This window comes from Shinella fusca, assembly GCF_014203155.1.
In the GTDB taxonomy this organism is placed as follows: domain Bacteria; phylum Pseudomonadota; class Alphaproteobacteria; order Rhizobiales; family Rhizobiaceae; genus Shinella; species Shinella fusca.
The window spans coordinates 165,778-189,613 of the sequence record NZ_JACHIK010000005.1 but is presented as its reverse complement, the minus strand read 5'-3'; the positions used below and the strand labels follow the sequence as shown (position 1 = coordinate 189,613).

Genomic DNA, 23,836 nt, shown 5'->3' with positions numbered 1-23,836 from the left:
TAAACGACACCCCAGGGCTATGAATGCCAGCATCAATAACGACGTCAAATTCTACGTAATCTGCGAGGCCAAAAGTTGCCGGGCCGGTGAAGTTATGGGACTCGTGACCTTGGTGCGCAACAGAATTCGCGTTCGTTCCTCTAAACCCGCCAATGTCTCCGATGCCGTCGATTTCTTTTTGAAGGATGCCGCCTCCGCCGAGATTAAGCATACTTGTGTTTTTAAGGTTAATTTCGGCCGCTTTCAACGAAATCGAGCCATCTGACGTCCTGACGAAAGACGAGAGGGTCGAAGTTTTCAAGTCTGGCGTTTCCATCAGATGTGTAGCTGCTGTCGTTTTGAGCCAGTTCACTCCATTGAAGCTGGCCGACGCAACAACACTCTCAGCCTGAGCATTCAACTGCGAGAGTTCTTCCTGTATTTTTGAGCGGTCGACGCCATCTTCGCTCGCCGCAACCAGCCTAGCCTTAAACTCGGTGAGGATATCAACAATCGAAGTGGTCGCGGCATAAGCAATATCAACCTTGGCAGCGCCAAGGCCAAGGGCATCCGAGACAGCAGATAGCGCCATGTTATCGGAGCGCATCGTAGTGGAGATCGACCAATAGGCCGCGTTATCCGCTGCGATCTGAACGCGAAGCCCCGAACTGACTTGCCGTTGTGTCTCGGCCATACTGCTGTCGATCATGCGCAAGGTTTGCAGCGCGGCCATTGCGGATGTGTTCGTGAGGATGCTGGTCATGTTGAAGCCTAAAGCAAGGACGAGCTCAAGGGCGACCGATGCAATCGGCTTTAAGCTCAACGATGATGGAGACACTTCAACGGTTAACCCATAAGGGTGCCCGCCATTATAGCGAGACCGTAACCCTACGCGAAAGATTCGCACCCACGTAGAGTGCAGCTTCAGCTCAATGATGTGTTCATGAAGCTGCAAATTCCTGATGAATCGTTGCTACAACCTGCATAGTTAATAGGAAGTTAATTTCGATTCCGACGCTCAAAATGGGGGACGGCAATCGCTACCGGTCACTTCTCTGAAGGCCTCTGCGGTTCCTATCGTAAGACGCTTCTAATCCGCTGCACTTCAGCTCCTCGATCCGTCGCTCCAGCAGTTTGATTTCATCGTACGTGTCATCGTCGAGCAGAATAGGCTCGTTCGCGAATTCCTCCTGGCCGGGGCGAAGGAACTCCTTGATTTGCTCGGTATTCACCTGAGCATAGTGCTTGTCGATCATAGCAAGCGATGTGCGGGTATTGCGGGCGACGTGGTGAACCGAAACGTTGTTTGCGAGCATCTGTGAGATGTAAAAGTGACGGAATGAGTAAGATGTTCGACGTATGCCGCGGTTGTCTTTCTCCAAGCCAGCTGCCGTCAGCAGCGCCCTCAACCCATTCTTGAACGACAAGATGCGCTGACCATTTTCATCTGCGAAAACTGGGTCTTCATCCCTTGGTTCGCGGCCGATCTCGTGGATGAATAGATCCCAGAGCATGCCCAGTGCGGAGAGTGCCCCATACAGAGGCACGGCGCTGCCATGTTTGCCTTTGCCCCGCACCGCCAGACGAGCGTCCTGTTGATGCAAGGGGAGGTGCCGCGTTTCGCGAAATAGAGAAATATCGCCCCAGGTCAGGTTCTTAGCCTCGGTGGGGCGCAGGCCGGAATTTGCCAAGAGCTCGATGTAAGCGTGCAATCGGACGCGGTCAGCTCGGATGCCTTCCGTAACGGCTTTCTGTGTCCAAACACGGCCATCCTTGGCCTTGATGACTTTCAGATTTGTGTGGTGTTCATTAATGCGCTCAATGCTCTTGGCAATCAGCTTTTCGTATTCTTCTGGTTTGAAGCCCGGACGGCGATTGTCTGGCTTTTTTCTCGCTTCGACGGTTGGTAACTCCAAAGGCTTGCAATAGCCCCATCGTGAAGCCTGACGGAAAAGCTCGCGGAGAATGACCATCTCGCCCTTCATGGTCGTCAGTGCAGCGACCTTGCGCGGGGCAGCGCGGGAGAAGACGCGGCCATCTTCCCGCTCGCAACGGATTTTCTCGATTTTCGATCCCGGCCCAGTCGTCCAATAGGTTTTGCGCCATTCCAGATAGCGTTCGGCGTCGGCGGTCGTGATGAGGTCGATGGCCTTGTCCCCGAAGTATGCAACAGGAAAGCGCCGGATTATCGGCGGCCAGAATGTCGGGTGATAATGGCTGCGCTCACCTCGCTCAGCTTCCGCGCAGACCTTTTCTATGAATTCTTCGGCGACATCATGGAAGGCGTGCGGGACCAGTGATAGGCCCTGCTTATGCCGATATTTTTGCTCGTGATAAATCTCGTTCGCGCGCTGGAGAGCAGAATCATAGTCAGCGATGCCGAGCGACTTCTTGATCTGCCTGCCGCCGAGCGAATAGCGCATGGACCAATTGCGGGTGCCTTCGCGCTGGAAAAGCGTGAAAGGGGTATTCGGCGATTCGGTACGCTGCAACATAACCTAGGCTCCAACGGAGTTACTTTCGTCGGAGCGCTGCGCTGAAACTGCGCTAACTCCGTGTCCGAGCCCCGGGACGCTACATTGAAATCATTGAGAAATTCCGAACGGCATGCGCTGCTGAGCTAAGACTGAGCTAACATATTTCCGTTGCACACGAGGGCAAGCGAAAGCTGATACGTCAATGAAATCAATTAGTTCAATGGCGCACCCGGTAGGATTCGAACCTACGACCTTTGGAATCGGAATCCAACACTCTATCCAGCTGAGCTACGGGTGCTTGCCTGACGATGACTCGTCTGTCCGATGAGGGGTTCTTAGCCCAGGTGGGGGCGGGCTTCAATCGGGAAATTGCGGGAAGGCTATCTCTTTCAAGGGAAAAGCCGCCGGGGTGGGCCGGCGGCTTTTTCTTGGGTCAGGCGGTCTGCATGGCGCCGGGGCCGGGGATGGCCTTTTCCGGGACCTTGCCGAGGATGATCATGCCGAGCACCTCGTCCTTCGTCACGTCCTCGGTGCGGGCGTGGCCGACGACCTGGCCGTTCTTCATCACCGAGACGCGGTCGGCGAGGTCGAAGACGTCGTGGATGTCGTGGCTGATGAGGAAGATGCCGATGCCTTCCTTCTTGAGCTGCTTGATCAATTCGCCGACCTGCGCCGTCTCCTGGGGCCCGAGCGCGGCCGTCGGCTCGTCCATGATGAGGATGCGGGCGTCGAAGAGGATCGCGCGCGCGATCGCCACCGATTGGCGCTGGCCGCCGGAAAGCGCTTTCACCGGCTCCTTGAAGCGCTGGAAGTTCGGGTTGAGGCGGCCCATGACCTCGCGGGTCTTGGCCTCCATCGCCACGTCGTCGAGCGTGCCCCAGGGGGTGCGCAGCTCGCGGCCGAGATAGAGGTTGGCGGCCGCGTCCACGTTGTCGGCGACGGCGAGCGTCTGGTAGATCGTCTCGATGCCGTATTTCTTGGCGTCGCGCGGATTGGTGATCTCGGCGGGCTCGCCGTTGATCAGGATCTCGCCGCTGTCGCGCTTGTAGGCGCCGGAGAGGACCTTGATCAGCGTCGACTTGCCGGCGCCGTTATGGCCGAGCAAAGCCACGACCTCGCCGGGATAGAGATCGACCGAGGCATTGTCCACGGCATGGATGCCGCCGAAGGAGATGGAGATGTTCTTCATCTCCACGAGGGGCGTACGGGTGTCCGTCATTGGGTGGGCTCCTCTTACTTGGCGCGGGCGCGGTAGATCGTGTCGAGCCAGACGGCGACGACGAGGACCACACCGACGACGATGCGCTGGAACGGCGTGTCGATGCCGACCAGCACCATGCCCGATTGCAGCGATTGCATGACGAGGGCGCCGAGCATGGCGCCAGCGATTGTGCCCATGCCGCCGGCGAGCGACGTGCCGCCGATCACGGCCGCGGCAATCGTGTAGAGCTCGTCGAGCTCGCCCTGCGCGTTGGTCGCGGCATTGAGGCGGGCGGTGGAGATGGCGGCGGCGACGGCGCACAGCACGCCCATCAGCGCGAAGATCTTCACCGTCACCCAGCGGGTCTTGATGCCGGCAAGCTCGGCCGCCTCCGGGTTGCCGCCGAGCGCGAAGACGTAGCGGCCGAAGCGCAGGCGCGTCGAGATGAAGGTCATGACGATGCCGACGACGATGGCGATCAGTACGGGGATGGCGATGCCGTGCGGGATGAAGAGGCCGCCTTCGGGCCAGGCGATGCCGTTGGCGTCGGCGAACTTGCGGGCGATGGCGACCGGCCAGGGATAGGAATTGACGACGGTGACGGCGCCGAGCACCACGGCACAGCCGACGGCGACGAGGAAATATTCGGCCCACATGGGACGCAACGGGAAGCCGAAGCGCTTGCGCTGCTTGCGCGAATTGGCGATCGTCGCGACGATGGCGATGCAGGCCAGCGCCCCGACGATCCAGCTGGCGGTCGCGCCGATGGAGCCGTTGGTGCCGCCGCCCATCAGGCGGAAGGTCGCGTCCATGGGAGCGACCGTGCGGCCGCTGGTGACGAACCAGGTGGCGCCGCGCCAGACGAGAAGGCCGCCGAGCGTGACGATGAAGGACGGCACGTTGAGGAAGGCGACGATGAAGCCCTGCAATGCGCCGATGGCCGCGCCGAGCAGGAGGCCGGCGGCGAGCGTGATGATCCAGATGGCCGGATGCTCGAAGCCGAGCAACTGGGGTAGCAGTTCGGCTTGCAGCACGCCCATGGTCATGCCGACGACGCCGAGGATGGAGCCGACGGACAGGTCGATGTTGCGCGTGACGATGACGAGCACCATGCCGGTCGCCATCACGGCGACGGAGGCGGTCTGGACGGAAAGGTTCCAGAGGTTGCGCGGCGTCAGGAACAGGCCGCCCGACAGGATGTCGAAGCCGATCCAGATGATCAGCATGGCGCCGACCATGCCGAGCAGGCGGGTGTCGATTTCGGTGGCGCGGAAGAAGCGCTTCACCGGATTTTCGCTGGCCAAGCGCGCGCGATTGGCAGCTGCGGTATTCGTGATGTCGGCCATGGCTTTGCCGTTCCCCCACTTCTGTTGAACGTGTCGTCCGGGCGTTTTCGGGACGGGGCCCGCTCGAGGATGTGTCGCCGCCTCATCCTCCGCCCGCTGCCCATCTTGCGCAAGCGCCGCAACGTTTCACGTTGCGGCGCCCGGCAATGGTCAGGTCAGTCCGGTGGTCCGGTTCAGTCGCAGGCTGCGAGCGTGCCGGCCTTGACGCCCTGGCAAGCCGTTTCCTTGGAGATCCAGCCGGCGTCGATGACGACGTTCAGGTTGTCCTTGGTGATCGGCAGCGGTGCGAGGAAGACCGATTTCATCTCGACGCCCTTCGGGCCGCCGTTGAAGGTCGTCACGCCTTCGATGTCGTCCATGGTCTTGCCGCCGGCAAGTTCGGCCGCGATTTCGGCGGCGCGCTTGCCGAGTTCACGCGAGTCCTTCCAGACCGAGACAGTCTGCGTGCCGAGCGCGACGCGGTTGAGCGCGGCGTGGTCGGCGTCCTGGCCGGAGACCGGAACGGAGCCGGCAAGGCCCTGTGCGGCAAGCGCTGCGATCGCACCGCCGGCCGTGCCGTCGTTCGATGCGACGACCGCGTCGACCTTGTTGTCGTTCGCCGTCAGGAACTGTTCCATGTTCTTCTGGGCGTTTTCCGGCTTCCAGCCATCGGTGTAGGCTTCGCCGACATTCTTGATCTTGCCGGCGTCGATGGCTTCCTTCAGCACTTCCTGCTGGCCTGCGAAGAGGAAGTCGGCGTTCGGGTCGGAAGACGAGCCCTTGATGAAGACATAGTTGCCTTCCGGCTTCACCTTGAAGACTTCGCGGGCCTGCATGCGGCCGACTTCCTTGTTGTCGAAGGTGATGTAGAAGGCGGCCGGGTTCTCGATCAGGCGGTCGTAGCCGACGACCGGGATGCCTTCAGCCGCGGCCTTTTCGATGGCCGGGCCGATGGCTTCGGAATCCTGGGCGAGAACGATGAGGGCGTTGGCGCCCTGCGAGATCAGGGATTCGATGTCGGTCAGCTGCTTTGCGGCGGAGGACTGGGCGTCAGCCGAAATGTACTTGTCGCCGGAGGCCTCGAGCGCAGCCTTGATGGCGGCTTCGTCGGTTTTCCAGCGCTCTTCCTGGAAGTTGGACCAGGAGACGCCGACCACCAGGTCCTTGGCGTGCGCGACGGCCGAATGCATGGAAACGATGATGGCAGCCCCTGCCATCAGCTTCAGAACGGATTTCATAATTATCCTCCCAAGTGAATACCGGCCGTCCGGGCGAACCTCCCGCCCAATCAACGACCGATCACGATAATACTGTCCAGATGCCCCTCCCGGTGATGCCGGGACTTTTTTCTCGACAGTCGAGAAAATAGATGTCAGAACTTTCGAAGGCTGTCAACAAGCCTTTGACGGGTCTTGAACGGCGGCGTGACAGATGCTTTGGGAGGGGCATGTGTTGCAGCAAGTGAAAGCGGGCGGAAACGGGCGATGCTGGTGAAGTCGAGCACGGAGCTTGTGCGTCAGCAGAACAGTGCGCTGGTCCTCGCCTCGCTGCGCCGGCACGGGCCGCTTGCCCATACGGATATTTCCCACCACACGGGCCTTGCCTCGGCTACGGTCTCGGCCATCACGGCGGAGCTGGAAAAGGCGGAAGTGCTGGAGCGGCGCGAGCAGCAGGCGTCCGCCTCGCGGGGCCGGCCGCGCGTCATCTTCGGCCAGCGGCGCGATGCCGGCTACCTCGTCACCGTGCGCATCTCCTCCGATGCCGTGCAATATTCGCTGGCCGACTACGGCGGCACGCTGATCGACCGTTTCGAGGAGGCGCGCAACCATGCGGATTCCTCGACGCAGCCCTTTGCCGACGCCTTCGTCGCCGCGCTCGACAGGCTGGCGGAGCGCTCGCAGATCGCGCGGGAGCGGGTGCTGGTCGTGTCGATCAGCAGCAAGGGCCTCGTCGATCCCGCGCACGCCCTCCTCGTCTGGTCGCCGGTCTTTGGGGAGCGGCAGGTGGATTTCGCCGCGCTGCTTTCGCCGCGCTGGCGCGCGAAGATCCTCATCAGCAACGAAACCCTGCTCGTCGCCCATGCCATGGCGCTGCGCATGGAAAAGGCGGGGGCGGAGAACCTGCAGGCCGTCGCCGCGCTCTCGCTCGGCCACAGCATCGGGCTCGGCATCGCGCGGCGCGAGCGGTCCGGCGAGCTGACGGTGACGGCGCCGAATTTCGGGCACATGCTGAATTCGTCGGACGGCAAATTGTGTCGCTGCGGCTCGCAAGGCTGCATCGAGGCCTCGGCCGGCTTCTACGGCATCCTGCGCACCGCCTTCGAGGTGCCGCCCGATACGATCCCCGCGAAATTCGTGCCGCTCGCCGAGATGGACAAGATCGCGCTGCGCGCGCGGCAGGGCCACCGCATGTCGGAATACGCCTTCCGCCAGGCCGGCCTTGCGCTGGGGCAGGGGCTTTCGCGCATGGTGAGCCTCTACGACAACATGCCGATCGCCATCACCGGGCCCGGCACGCGCTATTACGACCTCATCCAGCGCGGGATCGAGGAGGGATTGGCACAATCGCAGCAGATCCGCCTCTTCGGCGCCCCGCCGATCTCCGTCGTGCCGGAGGAGGCGACGCTGGTACTGGAAGGCCATCTCGACCGCGCGCTGGCGGAGATGGACCACGATATCATCGCGGCGAAAGCTGTGGGGGATTGAGGGGGGAGGCTGCGAAGGCTGGTTGGGCATCGCAAAGGCTGGCTCAGGTACCGCAAAGGTTGGCTCAAGCATCGCTTAGGGCCCGAGTTCAAGCATTGAATGTAGCCCGACCTTTCCTCCACCCAGAACCTCTCCTCCATCCCGAACCTCTCCTCTACCCTGAACCTCTCCTCTACCCTGAACCTCTCCTCCGTCATGCTCGGGCTTGACCCGAGCATCCATGCGGCACCCGCTGCGGGCGAGGTGTGGATCCTCGGGTCAAGCCCGAGGATGACGATGGAGAGTGGGGCGGGGGCGGAGGCAGGGACAAGGGCAGAGGCGGGGGGCAGGGGCAATAGAGGCTCCTGCACAAGTGAACCGGCAACACACCCTCCACAAAAAAGACCGGGCGATTTCTCGCCCGGCCAGTTGCCTTGGGAGGAGGGGCCGTCAGGCGACGGGGATCTGGCGCTTTTCTTCCACGGACTTCACGGCCGCGTCGGCGAGTGCGAGGGCGGCGAGGCCGTCGGCGCCGGAGGGGGAGATCGTCGCGCCCTTCTCGATGGCAGCGATGAAGGCGGCGATCTCGTTGGCATAGGCTTCCGTGTAGCGGGTCATGAAGAAGTCGTGCAGCGGCGGACGGGTATAGCCCTCGCCGTTGGCGACCTCGATGGAGACCGGGCGCTGGTTCTCGGCCGAGACCATGCCCTTCGAGCCGTGCACCTCGATGCGCTGGTCGTAGCCGTAGGTGGCGCGGCGGGAATTGGAGATGACCGCCTGCCTGCCGGATTTCGTCTGGAGGATGACGGAGACGCTGTCATAGTCGCCGGCCTTGCCGATCTCCGGATCGACCAGCACGGCGGCGGTCGCGAAGACGGAGGCGATCTCCTCGCCCAGCAGGAAGCGGGCCATGTCGAAGTCGTGGATCGTCATGTCGCGGAAGATGCCGCCCGAGCGCTTGATGTAGTCGACCGGCGGGGCGCCGGGATCGCGCGATGTGATGGTCACCATCTCGACCTCGCCGATGCGGCCCTCGTCGATGGCCTTGCGCACGGCCATGAAATGCGGGTCGAAGCGGCGGTTGAAGCCGACCATCAGCTTGCCGTTGGTCTCCTCCACAACCTTCATGCAGGCCCTGACGCGCCCGACGTCGAGGTCGATCGGCTTTTCGCAGAAGATCGCCTTGCCGGCGCGCGAGAAGCGCTCGATGAGGTCGGCATGGGTGTCGGTCGGCGTGCAGATCACGACGGCGTCGATGTCGCCTGCGGCTTCGATCGCCTCGATGGTGCGGACCTCGCAGCCGTATTGCCCGGCGATGGCCTCGGCGGCGGCGGGAAACGCATCCGCGACGGCGACGAGCACGGCATCGGCATTGCCGGACACGGCCTTGGCATGGACCTTGCCGATGCGCCCTGCGCCGAGGAGGCCAAATCTCACAGTCATCTTCATTCTCTCTGCTATGCCGCAAGCCTTCGCGGCGGAAAGGGGCGGGGCGATTCGCTCGCGTCCCGCAAAAGCGCCGCGGCTTGCCGCGGGTGTTTCTCTATGCGATTCCATCCAAAACGGAATGGATGAGCCGTAATCGGTAATCTTTGGAACAAGTGTTCCATTTCTTGCCGGAGGCGTCAAGCCTGCGGGGCGCCGGGCGGGACACGCAAGGGCGGTTTCCCCCGGAAGAAAAACCGCCTATGTAGGCGCGCAAGGCGACAGGAGACCTCCATGAAGTTCATCGATCCCGACCATCCGTTCTACCGCCCGCTCTGGCGGCGGGTGCTGCTGGTCGCCGCCTGCGCCGCCTGGACGGGCGTGGAGTTCTACAACGGCCAGCAGGCCTGGGGCATGATCTTCCTCGCCGTCACGGCCTATGCCTTCGCCAACCTCATCCTCTTCTTCAAGCCCTCGCCGCCGAAATCCCCGGAAGAGGGCGGCGGAACGGAAGGCTAACCCCTCAGGCCGAGGCTGCGCTCCACCTCGATCCGCCGGATCGTCTCGTCGATCAGCATGTTGGCGATCTTCATGCGCAGCGTCGCGTTGGTGCGAAGGTCCGCCGGTGCGCGGTCGGGGTGGTTGTCGCGCGCGAAGGCGCGGCGGCGGGCAAGCAGGTCCTCCACGCTCTCCCGGCCCGTCAGCGCAAGGTCTTCCGCCACTTCCTCCGGCGCGGTGCGCAGGAGGTGCGGCGGCGCCGGTGGCGGCTCTTCGGGCGGCGGTGCCGGTTCCTCGTAGAGGTCGAGATAGGCGGCGGCGGCCTGCGGGGCGGAAACGAAGGTCTTGCCCATGCCCAGCCCGGCAAAGCCGGCGGGAAGGCCGCGGACCTCCATGGCGATGTCTTCGTCGTCCGCCGGAAGATCTTCCGCCGCTTCGCGCGCCTCGGCCTTCAGCCGCTCCAGCACCGATTCGAAAACGGTCATGCCGAACATGGATGGTCTCTCCTCAATCCGGCGAAAGCATCCGGCTGCGTTGAAGGATCAGATCATAGAGCAGTTTGGCGCTCGGGGGGAGCGCCCGGCCCTTTACGGAGATAAGGCTGTAGGGCTTGATGTCGATCTCGAAATCCGTGTTGAGGATGGAAATCTCGCCGGCCTGCGCGCCGACATCGGCGATGAAGACGGCCATGTCGCGCGCGACGGGCGCGATGGCGTTCGAGCCGCAGACGATGGCGGTGGTGAGAAGGATCGACGAGGTGTTGACGACCGTGGCGGGCAGCGGCACGCCGCCGGCGATGAACAGCTCCTCGATGCGCCGCCGGAGCAACGTGCCGGCCGGCTGGAACACCCAGTCGAAATGCGGCAGGTCGGCAAGGCCGACGATGGGTTTTTCCGCCAGCGGATGGCCCTTGCGCACGATGAGGCAGGCCTTCTCGATGCCGATCTCGGTGACGTTGAAGAGGCGCGGATTGAGGTCGTCCGGCACGCGGGCGATGATGAAGTCCTGCCGGGCGGCGAGGAGCTCGCGGGCGAGCACGTTGCTCGTCTCCACGCGCACGTTCACCTCGATGCCGGGATAGGCGGCGCTGACCTGCTGGATCGCCGGCACGGCAAGGCTGATGGCGGGCGCCGTCACCGCGCCGAGGAAGACCGAGCCGCCGGTGCCCGACTTCAGCGCCGAGAGCTCGCGGTCGACCTCGCGCAATTCCAGGAGGATGGTGCGTGCGCGCCGCGCGAAGGCGCGCCCGAAGGCGGTGAGCGCCACGCCGCGCGAGACGCGCTCGCACAATTGCGCCTTGAGGATCGTTTCCATTTCCGTCAGCATGCGCGAAGCGGCGGGCTGGGAGATGTTGAGCGCGTCGGCCGCCGCGCTCACCTGCTTGTGTTCCTCGATGGCCACGATCATGCGCAGGTGGCTGAGTTTCAGGCCGGAGCGCAGCAGGCCGATGCCCTGCAGGTCGCTGCCGCCCTCGCCGGGAAAGAGCTGTTCGTCGGCGTCTTCGTTCAAACGCATCGTTACTCCGTTCGGTAAAAATATTATATTTCCGTTGTCGTATATCAATTTTGATATCGCATTAGAAGCTTATTGCATTTGACAGTTATGGCAATTCAGGAGAGGTTTCGCGAATGTGCGCTGGGGTCCTTGGGAGTGGGGGCCGGCGGGCCTTTGCCCGACCAGTCCAGGCCGTCGTCTGAAGGCGACCCCGCCCGCGCACAGATCAAAGCCTGGCCGGGTCCGGCCAGTGCGCACAAGGGAGAGACCTTTCAATGAAAATGATCACTTCGCTTCTCGCCGCTGCCGCCATCAGCGTCGCGTCGTTCGTGGCGCCGTCGTTTGCCCAGGACAAGGGCATGGTCGGCATCTCCATGCCCACCAAGACCTCGACCCGCTGGATTTCGGACGGCGAGACGATGGAAAAGCTGTTCAAGGAAGCCGGCTACACCCCGGACCTGCAGTTCGCCGACGACGATATCCCGAACCAGCTCGCCCAGATCGAGAACATGGTCACCAAGGGCGCCAAGGTTCTCGTCATCGGCGCCATCGACGGCACGACGCTCTCCGACATCCTGCAGAAGGCTGCCGACGCCGGCGTGAAGGTCATCGCCTATGACCGCCTGATCCGCGATTCGGGCAATGTCGACTACTACGCCACCTTCGACAACTTCCAGGTCGGCGTCCTCCAGGCCACCAGCCTCGTCGACGGCCTGAAGGCCAAGTTCCCGAACACCAAGCCGTGGAACGTCGAACTCTTCGGCGGTTCGCCGGACGACAACAACGCCTTCTTCTTCTACGACGGCGCCATGTCGGTTCTCCAGCCGCTGATCGACAAGGGCGACATCGTCATCAAGTCGGGCCAGACGGGCATGGAAACCGTCGGCACGCTGCGTTGGGACGGTGCGGTCGCTCAGGCCCGCATGGAAAACCTCCTGTCCTCGACCTACACCGACGGCCGCGTCGATGGCGTTCTTTCGCCCTATGACGGCCTGTCCATCGGCATCCTGTCGGCCCTCAAGGGCGTCGGCTACGGCTCGGCCGACCAGCCGATCGCCGTCGTGACCGGCCAGGACGCCGAACTGCCGTCCGTCAAGTCGATCCTCGCCGACGAACAGTATTCGACGGTCTTCAAGGACACGCGCGAACTGGCCAAGGTCACGGTCGGCATGGTCAACGCGATCATGGAAGGCAAGGAGCCGGAAGTGAACGACACCAAGACCTACGACAACGGCGTCAAGGTCGTTCCGTCCTACCTGCTGAAGCCCGTCGCCGTCGACAAGTCGAACGCCGAGAAGATCCTCGTCGAGGACTCCGGCTACTACACGGCCGACCAGCTGAAGAACTGATCGTTCTTCCTTCTCCGGGGTTCGCGCTTTATGCGCGAACCCTCTTTTATCCGGATCGCAGAGCGAATAGGCTCGCTTTCCCTGTCACGAGGCAGGGGATGGCCGCTGGAAACTGTATATGAGCAAGACCCTTCTCGAAATGCGTGGCATCACGAAGACGTTCCCGGGCGTAAAGGCGCTCGACAACGTCAACCTGAAGGTCCGCGAAGGCGAGATCCACGCCCTTGTCGGCGAAAACGGCGCCGGCAAATCCACCCTCATGAAAGTGTTGAGCGGCGTCTATCCGGCCGGCTCCTATGAGGGCGAAATCCATTTCGACGGCGAAGTCCGTCGTTTCTCCACGATCTCCGACAGCGAGCATCTGGGCATCATCATCATCCACCAGGAACTGGCGCTCGTGCCGCTGCTGTCGATCGCCGAGAACATCTTCCTCGGCAACGAGGTGGCGTCGAACGGTGTCATCGACTGGAAGAAGACCTTCCGCCGCACGCAGGAGCTGCTCGACAAGGTCGGCCTCAAGGAGCCGCCGGGCACGCTGATCACCGATATCGGCGTGGGCAAGCAGCAGCTCGTGGAGATCGCCAAGGCGCTTTCCAAGAAGGTGCGCCTGCTCATCCTCGACGAGCCGACCGCCTCGCTCAACGAGAAGGACTCCGACGCGCTGCTGAAGCTGCTCATGGAGTTCCGCTCGCAGGGCATGACCTCCATCATCATCTCGCACAAGCTGAACGAGATCAAAAAGGTCGCCGACCAGATCACCATCCTGCGCGACGGCGGCACGGTCGAGACGCTCGACTGTCACAACGAGGACATCTCCGAGGACCGCATCATCAAGGGCATGGTCGGCCGCGAGATGGAGGACCGCTACCCCCCGCGCGAGCCGAAGATCGGCGAGACGCTGCTGGAGGTGAAGAACTGGAACGTCTTCCACCAGCAGCACCGCGACCGGCAGTTCCTGCATGACGTGAGCTTCACGGTGCGCGCCGGCGAGGTCGTCGGCATCGCCGGCCTCATGGGCGCGGGCCGCACCGAGACGGCGATGAGCCTCTTCGGCAAGAGCTGGGGACACAAGATCACCGGCGAGGTCTTCATGCGCGGCAAGCCGGTGGACGTCTCGACGATCCCCAAGGCCGTCGAGGCGGGCTTTGCCTACGTGACCGAGGACCGCAAGCAGCTCGGCCTCGTGCTGATCGACAACATCATGCACAACACGACGCTCGCCAACCTCAAGGGCGTTTCCAGGGCGACGGTCATCGACAGCCACCAGGAGGCCAAGGTCGCCTCCGGCTACCGCTCGCAGCTTCGCATCCGCTCGCACTCGATCTACCAGGAAGCCGTCAACCTTTCCGGCGGCAACCAGCAGAAGGTCGTGCTGTCGAAGTGGCTGTTCACCAATCCCGAGGTGCTGATCCTCGACGAACCCACGCGCGGCATCGATGTCGGCGCCAAGTTCGAAATCTATTCCATCATCAACCAGCTTGCCGCCGAGGGCAAGGGCATCCTGATGATCTCGTCGGAGATGCCGGAACTGCTCGGGACCTGCGATCGCATCTATGTCATGAACGAAGGACGCATCGTGGCCGAGCTCTCCAAGGCGGAAGCAAGCCAGGAATCCATCATGCGCGCCATCATGCGCTCCGGGGAGAAACACTAATGGCCACCGATACCGCGACCAAGACGACCCAGCATTCGGTGGGCGACTACCTTCGCAAGAACATCCGTGAATACGGCCTGCTCGTGGCGCTCGTCGTCATCATGGTCTTCTTCCAGGTCGTCACCAACGGCGTGCTCTTCCGCCCGGTCAACATCACCAACCTGGTGCTGCAGAACTCGTTCATCGTCATCATGGCGCTAGGCATGCTGCTGATCATCGTGGCGGGGCATATCGACCTGTCGGTCGGCTCCATCGTCGCCTTCATCGGCGGCATATCGGCGATCATGCTGGTGAAGTGGAACATGCCGGCGATTATCGTCGTGCCGCTGTCCATCCTCATCGGCGCAGCCATGGGGGCGGCGCAGGGCTACTGGGTCGCCTACCAGAAGATCCCGTCCTTCATCGTCACGCTCGCCGGCATGCTCGTCTTCCGCGGCATGACCTATGTGGCGCTCGGCGGCCGGCCGGTCGGCCCGTTCCCGAAGGAATTCCAGATCCTCTCCACGGGCTTCGTGCCGGATTTCCTGTCGCTGACCGACCCGGCAACGAGCCTCATCAAGAACTATGTCGCGCTCATCGCGGTGCTGCTGCTCGTCGGCTACGCCATCTATGCGGGCCTGCGCGAGCGGCGCATGAACGTGCTGCACGAGACGGAGAACGAGCCCTTCACCTTCTTCGTCATCCAGATGGCGGTCACCGGCGTGGTGGCGATCTTCCTCGGCTTCCAGCTCTCGACCTATCGCGGCCTGCCGAACGTGCTCGTCATCATGGGCGTCCTCATCGCGCTCTACACCTTCGTGACGACGCGCACGACGATCGGCCGGCGCATCTACGCCATGGGCGGCAACGAGAAGGCGGCCAAGCTCTCGGGCATCAACACCGAGCGGCTGACCTTCTACACCTTCGTCAACATGGGGGCGCTCGCCGCGCTCGCCGGCATGATCATCGCCGCACGCCTCAATTCGGCGACGCCGAAGGCCGGTGTCGGCTCCGAGCTCGACGTCATCGCGGCCTGCTTCATCGGCGGCGCATCGGCCTCGGGCGGCGTCGGCAAGATCACCGGCGCGGTCATCGGCGCCTTCATCATGGGCGTCATGAACAACGGCATGTCGATCATGGGCATCGGCATCGATTACCAGCAGCTCATCAAGGGCCTGGTGCTGCTCGCCGCCGTGTTCTTCGACGTCTACAACAAGAACAAAGGCTGACCGGAAACCGGCCAGCCGCAAGGATTGCAAGAGTGCTTGACCGGCCGCCGGCGCGGCCAGTGCGGTGACGCCTGTCTGCCGCAAGTGCGGAGCTTTGGCCGAAAAGGCTTCAGGAAGGATACGGAAATGCTGATTTCGCAGGTAGCAAATGCCGATGGCTCGATCACCGTCGCGGTGCGCGAGGAGGGCGGCAAGGCCCGCGCCGTCAAGGGCGCCGGCAGCGTCTATGCGCTCGCCATGGAAGCGGCCGATAGCGGCCGCCCGCTGAAGGCCGTCATCGAGGAGAAGGGGCTTGGCGAGGAGGTCGATCTGGAAGCGGCCTATGCCGCCGGCCGTTTCCTGTCGCCGATCACCCATCCCGATGCCGCGCACCTGCACCTGACGGGCACGGGCCTTACCCATCTCGGCTCCGCCGCCACGCGCGATTCCATGCACAAGAAGACGTCGGAAGCGACTGAGGAGACGCTGACGGATTCCATGAAGATGTTCCGCATGGGCCTTGAGAACGGCAAGCCGAAGGCCGGCGAGACGGGCGTCCAGCCGGAATGGTTCTACAAGGGCAACGGCGTTGCGGCCGTCGCGCCCGGCGCCGCGCTGACGTCGCCCTCCTTCGCGCTCGACGGCGGCGAGGAGCCGGAAATGGCCGGCATCTACGTGATCGCCACCGACGGCTCGCCCTTCCGCATCGGTTTTGCCGTGTCGAACGAATTCTCCGACCACGTCACGGAGCGCATCAACTATCTCTACCTCGCCCATTCCAAGCTGCGCCAGGCGAGCTTCGGCCCGGAAATCCGCGTGGGCAGCCCGCCGGACGATATCCGCGGCTTCTCGCGCATCGTGCGCGGCGGCAAGGTGCTTTGGGAAAAGCCCTTCGTCTCAGGCGAGGCGAACATGTCCCATACCTTCGCCAACCTTGAGTACCATCATTTCAAGTACGGTCTATTCCGTGTGCCGGGCGACGTGCATGTCCACATGTTCGGCACGGCCACGCTGTCCTTCGGCGACGGCATCCGCACGGAAGAGGGCGATGTGTTCGAGATCGGCGCGGACGGTTTCGGCCTGCCGCTGCGCAATCCTTTGGCAATTGCCAAGGAAGAGACGATCGAAATCCGCCAATTGTAACCGATGCGGCGGCCCGCCCGGCGGGTCGCCGAGGGAATGACAGGAGGCCTTGCGCCATGACCATCCACCAGAACCTGATTGCCGGCGAATGGGTCGGCGCGGACGGTGTGAAGAACATCAACCCGTCGAACACCAACGACGTGATCGGCGAGTATGCCCGCGCCTCCGTCGAGGATACGAAGGCGGCGATCGCCGCCGCGAAGGCCGCGTTCCCGGCCTGGTCGCGCTCGGGCATCCTGGAGCGCCACGCGATCCTGCGGAAGACCGCCGACGAGATTCTCGCCCGCAAGGACGAACTCGGCCGCCTGCTCTCGCGCGAAGAGGGCAAGACGCTGGCCGAAGGCATCGGCGAGACGGTGCGCGCCGGCCAGATCTTCGATTTCTTCGCGGGCGAGACCCTGCGCCTTGCCGGCGAGACGCTGCCCTCCGTGCGGCCGAACATCGGCGTCGAGATCACCCGCGAGGCCGTTGGCGTCGTCGGCATCATCACGCCCTGGAATTTCCCCATCGCCATTCCCGCCTGGAAGATCGCCCCGGCGCTCTGCTATGGCAACACGGTCGTCTTCAAGCCGGCCGAATTGGTGCCCGGCTGCTCCTGGGCCATCGTCGACATCCTCCATCGCGCCGGCCTGCCGAAGGGCGTGCTCAACCTCGTCATGGGCAAGGGCTCGGTGGTCGGCCAGACCATGCTGGACAGCCCCGACGTCAACGCCATCACCTTCACCGGCTCCACCGGCACGGGCAAGCGCGTCGCCGTCGCCTCGGTCGAGCATAACCGCAAGTACCAGCTCGAAATGGGCGGCAAGAACCCCTTCGTCGTGCTCGACGACGCGGACCTCAATGTCGCCGTGGAAGCGGCCGTCAACTCGGCCTTCTTCTCCACCGGCCAGCGCTGCACGGCCTCCTCGCGCGTCATCGTCACGGAAGGCATCCACGACCGCTTCGTCGCGGCCGTCGGCGAGCGGCTGAAGAGTATCGTCGTTGACGACGCGCTGAAGGCCGGCACGCATATCGGCCCGGTGGTCGACGAGAGCCAGCTCAAACAGGACACCGACTATATCGAGATCGGTCAAAAGGAAGGTGCGAAGCTCGCCTTCGGCGGCGAATTGCTGAAGTGCGAGACGCCCGGCTTCTATCTTTCGCCCGCGCTCTTCACCGAGGCGACGAACGACATGCGGATTTCCCGCGAGGAGATCTTCGGGCCGGTCGCCGCGGTCATCCGCGTCAAGGACTACGAGGAGGCGCTTGCCGTCGCCAACGACACGCCCTTCGGCCTTTCCTCCGGCATCGCCACCACGAGCCTCAAGCACGCCACGCACTTCAAGCGCAATGCGGAGGCCGGCATGGTCATGGTGAACCTGCCGACGGCGGGCGTCGATTTCCACGTTCCCTTCGGCGGCCGCAAGGGCTCGTCCTTCGGCTCGCGCGAGCAGGGCAAGTACGCCAACGAATTCTATACGACCGTCAAGACCGCCTACACGCTGGCGTGAGACAAAGCCGTCCGGGTTTTCCGGGCGGTCCCTTCGAGGACTGGAAGAGATGAAGAAGAAAGCTGAATGGCCGCGCAGGCTGCGCTCGCAGGAATGGTACGGCGGAACCAGCCGCGACGTGATCTACCACCGTGGCTGGATGAAGAACCAGGGCTATCCGCACGACCTGTTCGACGGCCGCCCGGTCATCGGCATCCTCAACACCTGGTCGGACATGACGCCGTGCAACGGCCACCTGCGCGAGCTCGCCGAAAAGGTGAAGGCCGGCATCTGGGAGGCCGGCGGCTTCCCGATGGAAGTGCCCGTGTTCTCGGCCTCCGAAAACACCTTCCGCCCCACGGCGATGATGTACCGCAACCTCGCCGCGCTCGCGGTGGAGGAGACGATCCGCGGCCAGCCGATGGACGGCTGCGTGCTGATGGTCGGCTGTGACAAGACCACGCCGTCGCTGCTGATGGCGGCCGCCTCGGTCGACCTGCCCTCCATCGTCGTCACCGGCGGTCCGATGCTGAACGGCTATTTCCGCGGCGAGCGCGTCGGCTCCGGCACGCACCTGTGGAAGTTCTCCGAGATGGTGAAGGCTGGCGAGATGACGCAGGCCGAATTCCTCGAGGCGGAAGCCTCGATGAGCCGCTCGTCGGGCACATGCAACACCATGGGCACCGCGTCGACCATGGCCTCGATGGCCGAGGCCCTCGGCATGGCGCTTTCCGGCAATGCCGCGATCCCGGCGGTCGATTCGCGCCGCAAGGTGATGGCGCAGATCACCGGCCGCCGCATCGTGCAGATGGTCAAGGACGACCTGAAGCCCTCCGACATCCTCACGAAGGAAGCCTTCGAGAACGCCATCCGCACCAATGCGGCCATCGGCGGCTCGACCAATGCGGTGATCCACCTGCTGGCGATCGCCGGCCGTGTCGGCATCGACCTTTCGCTGGACGACTGGGACCGCTGCGGACGTGACGTGCCGACCATCGTCAACCTGATGCCGTCCGGCAAGTACCTGATGGAAGAGTTCTTCTATGCCGGCGGCCTGCCGGTGGTGCTGAAGCGCCTCGGCGAAGCGGGCCTCCTGCACAAGGATGCGCTGACGGTTTCGGGCGAAGCGATCTGGGACGAGGTCAAGGACGTCGTCAACTGGAACGAGGACGTGATCCTGCCCGCCGAGAAGGCGCTGACGCAGTCCGGCGGCATCGTCGTGCTGCGCGGCAACCTCGCCCCCAAGGGCGCGGTGCTGAAGCCCTCGGCGGCCTCGCCGCATCTCCTGACGCATCGCGGCCGCGCGGTCGTCTTCGAGGACATCGACGACTACAAGGCCAGGATCAACGACGACAATCTCGACATCGACGAGACCTGCGTCATGGTCATGAAGAACTGTGGCCCGAAGGGCTATCCGGGCATGGCCGAGGTCGGCAACATGGGCCTGCCGCCGAAGGTGCTCAAAAAGGGCATCACCGACATGGTGCGCATCTCGGATGCCCGCATGTCCGGCACGGCCTACGGCACCGTCGTGCTGCACACCTCGCCGGAAGCGGCCGTCGGCGGCCCGCTCGCGGTCGTCAAGTCCGGCGACATGATCGAGCTGGACGTGCCGAACCGCCGCCTGCATCTCGATATTTCCGAGGAAGAGCTGGCGCGCCGGCTCGCCGAATGGAAGCCGAACCACGAGCTGCCGGAATCGGGCTATGCCTGGCTGCACCAGCAGCATGTGCAGGGGGCCGATACCGGCGCCGACCTCGACTTCCTCAAGGGCTGCCGCGGCAGCGCCGTCGGCAAGGACAGCCACTGACCTTTCCGGGCGCGGTTTCAAGGCCGCGCCCGCTCTGTTTCGTTCCGGCACGGATGGCCGCGTTCCGGTGCCGGTGGCAACGTTTCCTTTGCCCTGTCGAGCGGCTACCGCCGCGTGCAAGGAACCGGCCGCAAACCTTCTTCTTTCAACCCCAGATACCGATCCCATCCCGGGCCGGTCGTTGAAAGGAGGGTTCCATGTTCAGGAAGAAACGCGAAGTCTCGATCTCCAGTCTCCCGGCATCGATGCTGGTTGCGGCGGTTCTCGTCGTGCCTTTTCAGGCAGATGCGCTGGATCTCGGCGTCAGCGTCGGCGGCGTCAAGGCCGATGTCGGCGCGTCCGTCGGCGGCAAGAGCGTTGCGGGTGCCGATGTCGGCGCCAGTGTCGGCGGATCGAACGGTGTCAACGCGAAGTCGAGCACCAGCATCGGCGGCTCGCGCGGGCTGGTCGATTCCGGCACGACCGCCTCGATCGGCGGCGGCAACGGTGTGAACGCGGACGTCAAGGCGAATGTCGGCGGATCGCGCGGCCTGGTCGATGCGGACGTCAACGCCAATGTCGGCGGGCGTAACGGCCTTCGCGCCGGTGTCGATGCCAATGTCGGGCAGGGCAGCCTGCTCGACGCCGATATCGGCCTCGGCCTCGGCGGCGGTGACGATGCCGCCGCTCCCGGCGGCAATGAACGCAACCGCGATATCCTGCGCCAGTTCTCGCAGATGCCGCAGGCCGAGCGCCTGCAACTGATCAAGCGCTGCCGCGGGGTTTCCGGCGGCGGCTACGATGCGGCGCTGGTGAAGCTCTGCCGCCTGCTGGAGACGGCTTCGCGGTGAACGGGCTGATGGCGGCAGCACGGAGGGCTGCCGCCGTCAGCTCTGGCTTTGCGACTGGCTCTGCCCGGCCGCCTCGACCTTGATGGAAACGTTCATCGTCTCGGCCGCCTTGCCCATCACCATGCCGGAAACGGGTGCGGCGTCCTTGTAGTCGAGGCCGGTGGAGAGGCGGATATAGCGTTCGTCCGGGCAGATCTTGTTGGCCGCATCGAAACCGACCCAGCCGAGGCCCTGAAGGTGCACCTCCGCCCAGGCATGGCTTGCCGTCTGCTCCGGGTCGTCCATCAGCAGGTAGCCCGAGACGTAGCGCGCCGGGATGCCGAGATGGCGGGCGGCAGAAATGAGGATATGGGCGTGGTCCTGGCAGACGCCCTGCTTCTTCTCCAGTGCCTGTTCGGCGGGCGTGTCGGATGCCGTCTCGCCGGGCCTGTAGGCCACGGTCTCGTGCAGCATGCCCATCAGCGCATGCATGCGGGCAAGCTCGTTGTCGCCGTTCGTCGCCTTGGCGAGCTCGCGCACCAGCTTGCCGGGCTTGGTGAGCGGCGTCTCGCGCAGGTAGAGCCAGAGCGGCACGAAGCCCTGATGCGGGCCGTAGACGCCGGCCCGGTCCTCCGTCTCCACCTCGCCCTCCGCGACGATGCGGATCGACACCTGCTCGGCATTCGTGCTGACGAGGTCGACATGGTTGCCGAAATGGTCGGTATAGCCGGCCTCCACATGGGCGCCCTGGACGGTGGTCTTCCAGTTGCGCACGGTCTGGCCCGGCTGGCTCTTCGGCGTCAGGCGAAGCCGCTGCAGGGAATACTGCACCGGGTCGTCATAGTGGTATTCCGTCACATGGCTGATCTTCAGTCGCATGGCTTGGCTCCGGTCTACCGATAGAAACGGTAGCCTTCGGAGACTTCTTCCCCGAGGCGGTTGTTGTGGACGATGAACTCCTCGATGAACTCGTGGAGCCCCTGGTCCATGATGTCGTTGATGCTGCGGCTCCTCAGCGCCGCAAGCGTTGCCGCCGCCGTCTCGTGCGCGGCGTGCTTCTCGCCATAGGCCTTGGCGAGGTAGCCGAGGTTGCTGACGATCTTGTCGTAGCTGTAGGCGAGCGAGCGCGGCATCCGGTCGTTGAGGATGAGGTAGTCGGCGATGTTGGCCGACGAATAGTCCCCGTCATAGACCCAGCTATAGGAGCGGTGCGCCGAGACCGAGCGCAGGATCGATTCCCATTGCATGTTGTCGAGCGAGGAGCCGACCTTGGCGATGGCCGGCAGCAGCACGTAGTATTTCACGTCGAGGATGCGGGCGGTGTTGTCCGCCTGCTCGATGAAGGTGCCGATGCGCGAGAAATTGTAGACGTCGTCGCGCAGCATCGTGCCGTGGAAGGCGCCGCGGATGAGGCCGGTGCAGCGCTTGATCATGCCGATCGCCTCCGGCATGTCGGCGGCGCGCACGCGCTTGGCGAGCGTGTTCTTCAGCTCGATCCAGCACTCGTTGGTCGCCTCCCAGGTCTCGCGCGTCAGCGCCGTGCGCACCATGCGGGCATTGTTGCGCGCCGCCTCGATGCAGGACATGACGCTCGACGGGTTGGCCCGGTCGCGCAGCAGGTAGTCGATGGCATCGGCGCCGGTCAGCGTGCCGTGCACGGCGTCGAAATCCTCGCGCACGCCGGCGCTTTGCAGCACGCCGTCCCAGTCCTCGTCGGAGGAGCCGGAGCGCGTCAGCGCCATGCGCAGGCCCGCGTCGATGAGGCGGGCGATGTTCTCGCCGCGCTCGATATAGCGGAACATCCAGTAGAGGCCGTTCGCAGTCCGTCCCAGCATCGGCTCAGTCCTCCAGAACCCAGGTGTCCTTCGTGCCGCCGCCCTGGCTGGAGTTGACCACCAGCGAGCCTTCCTTCAGCGCCACGCGGGTCAGCCCGCCGGGAATGATCTGCACCTTGTCGGAAACGAGCACATAGGGCCGAAGGTCGACATGGCGGGGCGCGATGCCCTTGTTGACGAGGATCGGCACCGTGGAAAGGGAAAGGGTCGGCTGGGCGATGTAGTTGCCGGGCCGGCTCTTCAGCTTTTCCGCGAAGGCGGCGCGCTCCTTCTTCGTGGCGGTGGGGCCGACGAGCATGCCGTAGCCGCCCGAGCCGTGCACCTCCTTCACCACGAGCTCCTCGAGGTGCTCCAGCACGTATTTCAGGCTGTCCTCCTCCGAGCAGCGCCAGGTCGGCACGTTCTCGAGCATGGCCTTGCGGCCCGTGTAGAACTCGACGATCTCCGGCATGTAGGAATAGATCGCCTTGTCGTCGGAAATGCCGGTGCCGGGGGCGTTGGCGATGGTGATGTTGCCGGCGCGGTAGACGTCCATGATGCCGGGAATGCCGAGCGCCGAATCCGGCCGGAAGGTGAGGGGGTCGAGGAAGTCGTCGTCGACGCGGCGGTAGAGCACGTCGATCGCCTCGTAGCCGCGGGTCGTGCGCATCTTCACCCGGCCGTCGACGACGCGAAGGTCCGAGCCCTCCACCAGCTCCACGCCCATCATGTCGGCGAGGAAGGCGTGCTCGTAATAGGCGGAGTTGAAGATGCCGGGCGTCAGCACCGCGACGCGCGGCTTGCCCGAACAGCCGGGCGGGGCGAGCGAGGCGAGGCTCTGGCGCAGCAGCTTCGGATAGTCCTCGACCGGGCGCACCTTGTTGATATGGAACAGCTCCGGGAACATCTGCATCATGGTTTCCCGGTTCTCCAGCATGTAGCTGACGCCGGAAGGCGTGCGGGCATTGTCCTCCAGCACGTAGAACTGGTCCTCGCCCGTGCGCACGATGTCGGTGCCGACGATGTGGGTATAGACGCCGCCCGGCGGCTTGAAGCCGATCATCTGCGGCAGGAAGGCTTCGTTGCGCTCGATCAGCTCGCGCGGGATGCGGCCGGCCTTGATGATCTCCTGCTTGTGGTAGATGTCGTCGAGGAAGGCGTTGAGGGCGATGACCCGCTGCTCGATACCCTGGGCGAGCTTGCGCCATTCTCGGCCGGAAATGATGCGGGGGATGATGTCGAAGGGGATGAGTTTTTCGGCGCTGTCGGCGTGTCCGTAGACCGCGAAGGTGATGCCGGTTTTTCGAAAGAGGTTCTCGGCGTCCCTCGATTTGGCGATCAGGCGCGCCCGATCCTGTGTTTCGTACCACTCGTGATAGGTCTGGTAGGGTTGCCGCGGACCGGAGCCCGCATTCATCATTTCGTCAAATGCCAAAGGCGTGTTCCCCATTTTTCGTCATTTGAGTACAACGCCTCGGGCAATGCAAGAACCATGCTCCATGAGCGTTCAATAAATTT

Annotated in this window: 19 protein-coding genes, 1 tRNA gene and 1 pseudogene; 9 read left to right on the top strand and 12 right to left on the bottom strand. The window is 63.8% G+C overall.

The annotated features are described in order from the left end of the window. Positions 1-343: 343 nt before the first annotated feature. The 6 genes and pseudogenes from HNQ66_RS23840 to xylF form a co-directional block, all read right to left on the bottom strand. Positions 344-742, bottom strand: a pseudogene (locus tag HNQ66_RS23840) (flagellin N-terminal helical domain-containing protein); the annotation flags it as partial. 277 nt (positions 743-1,019) lie between these two features. Beyond that, entirely contained in the window at positions 1,020-2,474 is a 1,455-nt protein-coding gene (locus tag HNQ66_RS09995) for a tyrosine-type recombinase/integrase (protein WP_184143669.1), read from the bottom strand. Between the two features lie 203 nt (positions 2,475-2,677). Beyond that, positions 2,678-2,754 (bottom strand) — tRNA-Arg (locus HNQ66_RS09990). Positions 2,755-2,889: 135 nt separating this feature from the next. After that, the gene (locus tag HNQ66_RS09985; RefSeq protein WP_184143667.1) at positions 2,890-3,675 is read right to left on the bottom strand and encodes an ATP-binding cassette domain-containing protein; all 786 of its coding nucleotides are present in this window, start codon (positions 3,673-3,675) and stop codon (positions 2,890-2,892) included. 14 nt (positions 3,676-3,689) lie between these two features. Further along, positions 3,690-5,003, bottom strand: a complete 1,314-nt coding sequence (locus HNQ66_RS09980) for a sugar ABC transporter permease (RefSeq protein WP_184143665.1) — start codon at positions 5,001-5,003, stop codon at positions 3,690-3,692. 173 nt (positions 5,004-5,176) lie between these two features. Continuing rightward, positions 5,177-6,220 carry a D-xylose ABC transporter substrate-binding protein gene (xylF, locus tag HNQ66_RS09975; RefSeq protein ID WP_184143663.1) on the bottom strand — a complete coding sequence of 348 codons (1,044 nt, stop codon included), beginning with the start codon at positions 6,218-6,220 and terminating at the stop codon, positions 5,177-5,179. A gap of 246 nt (positions 6,221-6,466) precedes the next feature. On the opposite strand from xylF, the gene HNQ66_RS09970 reads away from it, so the two are divergent. Next, positions 6,467-7,687: an ROK family transcriptional regulator gene (locus tag HNQ66_RS09970; protein WP_184143661.1), complete on the top strand. Its 1,221-nt coding sequence runs from the start codon at positions 6,467-6,469 to the stop codon at positions 7,685-7,687. A 429-nt stretch (positions 7,688-8,116) separates the two neighbouring features. Here HNQ66_RS09970 and iolG read toward each other — a convergent pair whose 3' ends face one another. Next, positions 8,117-9,109, bottom strand: coding sequence for an inositol 2-dehydrogenase (iolG, locus tag HNQ66_RS09965; protein ID WP_184143660.1), 993 nt, complete (start codon positions 9,107-9,109; stop codon positions 8,117-8,119). A 276-nt stretch (positions 9,110-9,385) separates the two neighbouring features. Between iolG and HNQ66_RS09960 the strand changes: the two genes are divergently transcribed. Then, positions 9,386-9,610, top strand: coding sequence for a hypothetical protein (locus HNQ66_RS09960; RefSeq protein WP_184143658.1), 225 nt, complete (start codon positions 9,386-9,388; stop codon positions 9,608-9,610). Here the strand turns inward: HNQ66_RS09960 and HNQ66_RS09955 are convergent. Together HNQ66_RS09955 and HNQ66_RS09950 are read right to left on the bottom strand one after the other, a co-directional pair. Further along, complete coding sequence (locus HNQ66_RS09955) at positions 9,607-10,083, bottom strand: hypothetical protein (protein ID WP_184143656.1); 477 nt, start codon at positions 10,081-10,083, stop codon at positions 9,607-9,609. The genes HNQ66_RS09960 and HNQ66_RS09955 overlap by 4 nt on opposite strands. Before the next feature lie 13 nt (positions 10,084-10,096). Then, the gene (locus tag HNQ66_RS09950; RefSeq protein WP_184143654.1) at positions 10,097-11,104 is read right to left on the bottom strand and encodes a LysR family transcriptional regulator; all 1,008 of its coding nucleotides are present in this window, start codon (positions 11,102-11,104) and stop codon (positions 10,097-10,099) included. A gap of 254 nt (positions 11,105-11,358) precedes the next feature. Between HNQ66_RS09950 and chvE the strand changes: the two genes are divergently transcribed. From chvE to HNQ66_RS09915, 7 genes are all read left to right on the top strand, one after another. Further along, a complete protein-coding gene (gene chvE / locus HNQ66_RS09945) occupies positions 11,359-12,432 on the top strand; it encodes a multiple monosaccharide ABC transporter substrate-binding protein (protein WP_184143652.1) in 1,074 nt (357 codons plus the stop codon). Between the two features lie 118 nt (positions 12,433-12,550). Further along, positions 12,551-14,086, top strand: a complete 1,536-nt coding sequence (gene mmsA, locus HNQ66_RS09940; protein ID WP_184143650.1) for a multiple monosaccharide ABC transporter ATP-binding protein — start codon at positions 12,551-12,553, stop codon at positions 14,084-14,086. Next, complete coding sequence (mmsB, locus tag HNQ66_RS09935; RefSeq protein ID WP_184143648.1) at positions 14,086-15,294, top strand: multiple monosaccharide ABC transporter permease; 1,209 nt, start codon at positions 14,086-14,088, stop codon at positions 15,292-15,294. Before mmsA ends, mmsB begins: the two co-directional genes overlap by 1 nt. A gap of 126 nt (positions 15,295-15,420) precedes the next feature. After that, a complete protein-coding gene (gene araD1, locus HNQ66_RS09930; protein WP_184143646.1) occupies positions 15,421-16,416 on the top strand; it encodes an AraD1 family protein in 996 nt (331 codons plus the stop codon). Between the two features lie 56 nt (positions 16,417-16,472). Then, positions 16,473-17,906: an aldehyde dehydrogenase family protein gene (locus HNQ66_RS09925; protein ID WP_184143644.1), complete on the top strand. Its 1,434-nt coding sequence runs from the start codon at positions 16,473-16,475 to the stop codon at positions 17,904-17,906. A gap of 49 nt (positions 17,907-17,955) precedes the next feature. Beyond that, complete coding sequence (araD, locus tag HNQ66_RS09920) at positions 17,956-19,695, top strand: L-arabinonate dehydratase (RefSeq protein ID WP_184143642.1); 1,740 nt, start codon at positions 17,956-17,958, stop codon at positions 19,693-19,695. Positions 19,696-19,892: 197 nt separating this feature from the next. Next, on the top strand, positions 19,893-20,525 hold the full coding sequence (locus tag HNQ66_RS09915; protein ID WP_210308728.1) for a hypothetical protein: 633 nt from the start codon (positions 19,893-19,895) through the stop codon (positions 20,523-20,525). A 36-nt stretch (positions 20,526-20,561) separates the two neighbouring features. On the opposite strand, the gene HNQ66_RS09910 is transcribed toward HNQ66_RS09915, so the two are convergent. Genes HNQ66_RS09910 through HNQ66_RS09900 form a run of 3 tightly spaced genes read right to left on the bottom strand, consistent with a single transcriptional unit; the run spans position 20,562 to position 23,738 of the window. Further along, positions 20,562-21,383, bottom strand: coding sequence for a transglutaminase family protein (locus tag HNQ66_RS09910; RefSeq protein ID WP_184143640.1), 822 nt, complete (start codon positions 21,381-21,383; stop codon positions 20,562-20,564). A 14-nt stretch (positions 21,384-21,397) separates the two neighbouring features. Then, positions 21,398-22,339 carry an alpha-E domain-containing protein gene (locus HNQ66_RS09905; RefSeq protein ID WP_184143637.1) on the bottom strand — a complete coding sequence of 314 codons (942 nt, stop codon included), beginning with the start codon at positions 22,337-22,339 and terminating at the stop codon, positions 21,398-21,400. A gap of 4 nt (positions 22,340-22,343) precedes the next feature. Continuing rightward, positions 22,344-23,738, bottom strand: a complete 1,395-nt coding sequence (locus tag HNQ66_RS09900) for a circularly permuted type 2 ATP-grasp protein (protein WP_184143854.1) — start codon at positions 23,736-23,738, stop codon at positions 22,344-22,346. Positions 23,739-23,836 lie beyond the last annotated feature (98 nt).

Coding starts and splice junctions, on each gene's coding strand:
- mmsB (WP_184143648.1), top strand. CDS start 14,086: ATGGCCACCGATACCGCGACCAAGACGACCCAGCATTCGGTGGGCGAC.
- araD1 (WP_184143646.1), top strand. CDS start 15,421: ATGCTGATTTCGCAGGTAGCAAATGCCGATGGCTCGATCACCGTCGCG.
- HNQ66_RS09925 (WP_184143644.1), top strand. CDS start 16,473: ATGACCATCCACCAGAACCTGATTGCCGGCGAATGGGTCGGCGCGGAC.
- HNQ66_RS09970 (WP_184143661.1), top strand. CDS start 6,467: ATGCTGGTGAAGTCGAGCACGGAGCTTGTGCGTCAGCAGAACAGTGCG.
- araD (WP_184143642.1), top strand. CDS start 17,956: ATGAAGAAGAAAGCTGAATGGCCGCGCAGGCTGCGCTCGCAGGAATGG.
- HNQ66_RS09910 (WP_184143640.1), bottom strand. CDS start 21,383: ATGCGACTGAAGATCAGCCATGTGACGGAATACCACTATGACGACCCG.
- HNQ66_RS09960 (WP_184143658.1), top strand. CDS start 9,386: ATGAAGTTCATCGATCCCGACCATCCGTTCTACCGCCCGCTCTGGCGG.
- chvE (WP_184143652.1), top strand. CDS start 11,359: ATGAAAATGATCACTTCGCTTCTCGCCGCTGCCGCCATCAGCGTCGCG.
- mmsA (WP_184143650.1), top strand. CDS start 12,551: ATGAGCAAGACCCTTCTCGAAATGCGTGGCATCACGAAGACGTTCCCG.
- HNQ66_RS09915 (WP_210308728.1), top strand. CDS start 19,893: ATGTTCAGGAAGAAACGCGAAGTCTCGATCTCCAGTCTCCCGGCATCG.
- HNQ66_RS09995 (WP_184143669.1), bottom strand. CDS start 2,474: ATGTTGCAGCGTACCGAATCGCCGAATACCCCTTTCACGCTTTTCCAG.
- HNQ66_RS09980 (WP_184143665.1), bottom strand. CDS start 5,003: ATGGCCGACATCACGAATACCGCAGCTGCCAATCGCGCGCGCTTGGCC.
- iolG (WP_184143660.1), bottom strand. CDS start 9,109: ATGACTGTGAGATTTGGCCTCCTCGGCGCAGGGCGCATCGGCAAGGTC.
- HNQ66_RS09955 (WP_184143656.1), bottom strand. CDS start 10,083: ATGTTCGGCATGACCGTTTTCGAATCGGTGCTGGAGCGGCTGAAGGCC.
- HNQ66_RS09985 (WP_184143667.1), bottom strand. CDS start 3,675: ATGACGGACACCCGTACGCCCCTCGTGGAGATGAAGAACATCTCCATC.
- xylF (WP_184143663.1), bottom strand. CDS start 6,220: ATGAAATCCGTTCTGAAGCTGATGGCAGGGGCTGCCATCATCGTTTCC.
- HNQ66_RS09900 (WP_184143854.1), bottom strand. CDS start 23,738: ATGATGAATGCGGGCTCCGGTCCGCGGCAACCCTACCAGACCTATCAC.
- HNQ66_RS09950 (WP_184143654.1), bottom strand. CDS start 11,104: ATGCGTTTGAACGAAGACGCCGACGAACAGCTCTTTCCCGGCGAGGGC.
- HNQ66_RS09905 (WP_184143637.1), bottom strand. CDS start 22,339: ATGCTGGGACGGACTGCGAACGGCCTCTACTGGATGTTCCGCTATATC.